General features: G+C 69.5%; 3 protein-coding genes. All 3 read right to left on the bottom strand.

Annotated elements, in window-relative coordinates:
- Positions 1-2444, bottom strand: a 2444-nt coding sequence (locus AC1DYN_RS31370) for a cadherin-like domain-containing protein (protein WP_477966524.1), incomplete at its 3' end; no start/stop codon positions are given.
- Positions 2445-2707: 263 nt separating this feature from the next.
- Positions 2708-4156: an HlyD family type I secretion periplasmic adaptor subunit gene (locus tag AC1DYN_RS31375; RefSeq protein WP_477966526.1), complete on the bottom strand. Its 1449-nt coding sequence runs from the start codon at positions 4154-4156 to the stop codon at positions 2708-2710.
- 157 nt (positions 4157-4313) lie between these two features.
- The coding region (locus tag AC1DYN_RS31380; protein ID WP_477966528.1) for a type I secretion system permease/ATPase at positions 4314-5839 on the bottom strand (1526 nt) is incomplete at its 5' end.

The raw sequence follows: 5839 nt of genomic DNA on the forward strand, positions 1-5839 counted from the left end.
ACATCGCTGTCGTTGGCCAGCACGTTRCCGGCCAGCGGCGTGTCCTCGGTGGCCGTGCCAACGTCGCTGACGGCCGTCGGCGTGTCGTTGCTGCCGTTGACGGTGACGACGACGTTGCGCGTGCTGCCGTCGGCCGTGGTGACCGTGAAGCTCTCGGTGACGCTCGCGCCTGCAGGCAGCGACTGCACGTTCGGCGACGCGTTGTTCAGCGTGTACGTCCAGCTGCCATCGCTCGCCAGCGTGAAGCTGCCGTACTGGCCGGCGGTGCCGGCCTGCGCGACGAAACTCGATTCGGCCGGGCCGTCCGGATCGGTGACGGTCAGCTTGCCGGTGCTGGCGAGCACCTGGTCTTCAGTGACGCTGCCGGCCAGCGGGCCGGTGATCGCCGGGGCGTCCGGCGTCGCCGCGACGTTGATGGTGACGGTCGAGCTGACCGGCGTCGTGCCGTCGCTCACGGTGTACGGCACGTTCAGCGACCCGTTGAAATCGGCGGCCGGCGTGAAGGTGAGGGTGCCGTCCGCGTTCAGCGAGACGGTGCCCTGCGGCAGCACCACCGGCGTGCCGACGGCGATCGGTTGGCCGCCCACCGAGACGATGCCCAGCGCCGGGCCGTCGACGTCGGTGTCGTTGGTGCGCGGGTCGAACGTGACAGGCGTGTCTTCAGTAGCCGCCACCACGTCGGCGTGTGCGACCGGCGCATCGTTCACCGGCGTGACGTTGAAGCTGAAGGTGTTCGGCGTGATGTCGAACGCGCCCGCGCTGTCCTGCACGCTGAAGCCGATGCTGGCGTAGGGGGCACCGTTGCCATCGGCCGCCGGCGTGAACACCAGGTGGCCGGCCGCGATGTCGGCGGCGGAGACGACAGTGCCCGCCGTCACCGGCGTGCCGTTGAGCAGCAGCGTGCCGGCGGCCGGCAGGCTGTCGATGCGCACGCCGGCAAGGCTTTGGCCGGCATCCGCGTCGCTGAAGCCGAAGTCGCCGGCCTTCATCGCGTAGCTGCCGTCCTCGGCCAGCGTGTGCGAGCCGTCCGCGCCGCTCGGCGCCGTGTTGGAGCCGACGTTGACCGTCACGGTGGCCGAAGCGCTGGAGCCCGACGGATCCGTCACGGTGTAGGTGATGGTGACCGGGCCGCTGACGTTGGTGGCCGGCGTGAACACCAGCTCGCCGCTGCCATTGACCGACACCGTGCCGAGCGCCGGGTTGCCGAGCACCGGGTTGCTGACGGTCAGCGTGTCGCCATCGACGTCCACGTCGTTGGCCAGCACCGGAATGGTCACCGGCGTGTTGATGCTGCCGGCCGCGCTGTCGTCGTGCGCGACCGGGGCGTCGTTCACCGGCGCGACGTTCAGCGTCACGCTGGACGATCCCTGGGCGCTGCCGTCGCTGACGGTGTACGGGACCGTCAGCGAGCCGTTGAAATCCGGGGCCGGCGTGAAGGTCAGCGTGCCGTCCGGGTTCAGCGCCACGGTGCCCTGCGGCAGCACGACCGGCGTGCCGACGGCGATCGCTTGGCCGCCGACCGAGATGATGCTCAGCGCCGGGCCGTCGACGTCGCTGTCGTTGGCGCGCGGGTCGAAGGTGACCGGGGTGTCCTCGCGTGCGGCCACGGTGTCGACGGCGGCAATCGGCGCATCGTTCACCGGGCTCACGCTGATCTGCACCGACGCCGGGGCCGACTCGGCACCGGTGTTGTCGATGACCTCGAAGCTCAGCGCCGTGCTGCCGTTGAAATCGGCGGCCGGCTTGAACAGCAGCGACGCGGCTTGCGCGGGCGTCAGCAACTGGCCGGCCGTGACCACGGTCACGCCGTCGGCCAGCAGGATGGTGCTGCCGGCGGGGATCGCCACCACGCGCACGCCGGTCACCGTGCCATCGCTGTCGCGGCCGGTCAGCGAGATCGGCAGCGTGCCGTCCTCGGTGCCCGACACCGTGGCGGCATTGGCCTCGGGCGCCTGGTTGTCCGGGGCCGGCGGCGGCGGGGCGGGCGGGGTGGTGGTGCCCGTGTCGCCGGCAGTGCTGCCGGCGGCCACCGTCGGCGTGATCGGCGTCGTGGCCGGCGCCGGGGCGGACGTGTCGGGCGTGGCCAGCGAGGTCGCGGTGATGCCTTCGGAGATCCGGTCCACGCGCAGCCCGGGCGTCAGCCCGCCGCCGCCACCGCCGCTCAAGCCGGCCGCCGGGGCCGTCTCGGCGTCGGGCTGGTTCAGCTCAGCGATCACGCGGTCGATGTCGGTCGACGGCGCCGGCTCGGCCTTGGCCGCCTGGGCCGCCGGCAGATCGGCATCGGTCAGCCGCACGATGCCGTCCTGCGTCGTCAGGATCACGTCGCCCTTGTTCACCACGTCGCCGAGCTGAAGCGCCCGCAGGTGACCGTCCGGTGTCCTCAGCAGTGCCGCTCCCCACAGGGCCGAGACCTTGCCGTGCTGCGTTTGGACGATCGTGGGCATGGGACTTCCTCGGACAAAAGACGGGTCAGAAACTACCAGTCAGGATATCGAGAAAGCCCTTCCTTATGTACGAATGGACTGGGCCATTTCGTGATCGGCATCACCGAAACCAGGGTTCCGTGGCCACATAAGGAGGTTGCTTCGGCAGCGGTCCGATCGGTATGGACGTGTCAGGGCATACCGGCCGATCGGTATATCGACCGAGGGGTTTGGAACTTGAGCGTTGGGTTTGCGACGTCGCGCGGCGGCGTCTGGATGCCGTCTCAGCGTTCGCGCAATGCGTTCGCCTTGATCTTCAGGACGGGCTTGAGCACATAGGCCAGCACCGTCTTCTGCCCGGTCAGCACGTCGACCTCGGCCGTCATGCCCGGGATGATGGGCATCTTCTCGCTGAAGTGCGCGCGGGTGGTGCGCACCCGCACCAGGTAGAAGGCGTTGCCGCGCTCGTCGGTGATGGTGTCGGGGCTGATGTTCTCGACCTGGGCGTCCAGGCCGCCGTAGATCGAGAAATCGTAGGCGGTGAACTTCACCGTCGCCGGCTGGCCCGGGCGGATGAAGGCGATGTCCTTGGGCGCCATGCGTGCCTCGAGCACCAGGTTGTCGTCCAGCGGCACGATCTCGACGATGTCCTTGCCCGGCTGCACGACGCCGCCGACGGTGTTGGCCAGCAGCCGCTGGATGCGCCCGCGCACCGGCGACTTGACCTGCGACTTGTTGACCTTGTCGGTCAGCGCGACCGCACCTTCGTTCAGTGCGTTCAGCTTGCCGACCACCTCGGCCAGCTCCTTGCGGGCCTCGTTGCGAAAGCCGATCTCGGTTTCCTGGCTCTTGCGCTCGGCCTCGCCGATGGAGGCCTGCACGCGGGCGATCTGCGCGCCGGCCTGTTCCGAATCGCCGCGCGAGCGGGCCACCTCGCGTTCCAGCCGCAGGATGTCGACCTCGGACACCGCGCCGGTGGCCAGCAGTGGCCGCGTCTTGGCGAGTTCCTGCTGGCCGAACTCGAGCCCGCGATCGGCGGCGGCCTTGCGTGCGCGCATCTCGGCGAGTTCCTGCTGGCGCTGCTGCAGCTGCTGGTGGTTGATCGACAGCAGCGTGGCCAGCTCGGAGCGCCGGGCCTCGTACAGCTCCCGCTCGCCGAGCAGGATGCGGCGTTCCTCGGGGTCGTCGGACAGCGGGGGATCGAAGGTCGAGCCGTCGGAGAGTGCACGCAGCCGCGCCTGGCGCGCCTTCAGCGCGAAGCCGGTGGCGGCGCTTTCGCGCACGCCCGACGTCGCGCGGGTCTCGTCGATCTTCAGCAGCAGCTGGTTGGCCTCGACCACCTCGCCTTCGCGCACCAGGATCTCGGACACCACGCCGCCGTCCAGCGACTGCACCACCTGCAGCTGGCGCGAGGGGATCACCTTGCCGTCGCCCTTGGTGACTTCGTCGACGCGCGCGAAGGCGGCCCACACGATGAGCAGCGCGACGATCAGCAGCGCGGCACGCACGATCGACTGCGCATGGTGGGTCTGGCTGCGCGACATCACCTCGTCGGCCTCGGCCTCGAAGCTGCGGAAGCCGGCCTCGGTGGCGTTGTCGGGCGTGACCACGGGGCCGAGCAGGCGCCGGGTCAGCGGATCCAGCAGGCGGCGCAAGGCTTCGAGCACGCGCATCCCGGCCAGGCCCGCAAGAATCAGCAGGCGGTGGGTGCGGCCTGGTTGGTTGTTGCTCATGACCCGTGAAGCCCCGTAGCCCGGATGCCAATCCGGGATGCACGCACGAAACAACTGGTTCGGCAAAGGCGCGCCCCAGCCTGCCCGCACGCGCCTTGGCGTGCACCAGCGCAGGCACGGAAACCCCGGATTGGCATCCGGGCCGCATGACTGTTCATCATGCGGCCCTCGCGATGCGGCCGCTCTGCAGCGCTTCCATGATCCGGTCGCGTGGCCCGTCGGCCACCACCTTGCCGCCGTCGATCACGATCACCCGCGTCACCATCGACAGCAGCGAGGTGCGGTGCGTCACCAGCACCACCGTCTTGTTCTGGGCGAAGTGGTTGACGTTCTGCGTGATCTGCGCCTCGGTCGAGAAATCCATCGCGCTGGTCGGTTCGTCGAGCAGCAGGATCGGCGCGTTGTGCAGCACCGCGCGCGCAAGGCCGATGCCTTGCCGCTGCCCGCCCGACACCGACTCGCCGCGCTCGCCCACCATCATGTCGAAGCCGCGCGGGTGGCGGTCGATGAACCCCGCCATGCCGGCCAGTTCGGCGGCCGCGACGATGGCCGAATCGTCGGCATACGGCAGCCCGAAGGTGATGTTGTCGCGCAAGCTGCCGTAGAACAGCGTCACGTCCTGCGACACGTAGCCGACGTTGCGGCGCACGTCGGCCGGGTCGAGCTGGCGCAGGTCGATGCCGTCGAGCAGCACCGCGCCGTCGGTCGGCTGGTACAGCCCGAGGATCAGCCGCTCGATCGTCGACTTGCCCGAGCCGACGCGGCCGATCAGTGCGACGCGCTCGCCGCTCTGGATCTTGAAGCTGACGCCGTCCAACGCCGCATCCTGCCGGCCGGGGTAGGCGAACTTGACGTTGCGGAACTCGATGTCGCCGCGCAGCTGGGGGCGCTGCACGAAGTTCGCGCCTTGCGGGCGCTCCACCGGCCGCTCCATGATCTTGTCGAGCGACTCCATCGCGGTGCGCGCACCCTGGTACTGCATCAGCAGCCCGACGATCTGGCCGGCCGGTTGCAGCGCGCGCGACGCGAGCATCGACGAAGCCACCAGCGCCCCCATCGTCAGCTCGCGCTGGCTGATCAGGTACACGCCGACGATCACGATCGCCACCGTGACGCCCTGCACCAACCAGTTGGTGCCGTAGTTGGCCGACGACGACAGCGCGCGCATGCGCACGTTGGTGGTCGCGAGGAAGGCGTTCGCGCGCTCCCACTTGGCCTGCACCACGCTCTCGGCACCCATCGACTTGATGGTCTCGATGCCGGTCAGGCTCTCGATCAGCGTCGCGTTGCGCTGCGCCGAGGCCTGGTAGGTGGTCTGCGACAGCTCGTGCAGCCGGTGCTGCAGCACGTAGCCGATCACCAGGATCAGCCCGAAGGCCGTGACCACCGGCACCGCGAGCCACGGCGAGATCCACGCCAGCACGAGGATGAACAGCACCGCGAACGGCAGGTCGATCAGCGCGGTGACGGTGCCCGACGCGATGAAGTCGCGCACCTGCTCGAAGCCGCGCAGGTTGGATGCGAACGAGCCCACCGACTCGGGCCGGTTCTCCAGCCGCATGCCCAGCACCTTCTCCATCAGCGTGGCCGAGATCTGCACGTCGATGCGCGCGCTGGCCTCGTCGACGAAATGGCTGCGCAGCAGGCGCATGAACAGGTCGCCGCACATGATCAGCACCACGC

It is taken from the genome of Rhizobacter sp. P2_D12 (genome assembly GCF_056404395.1).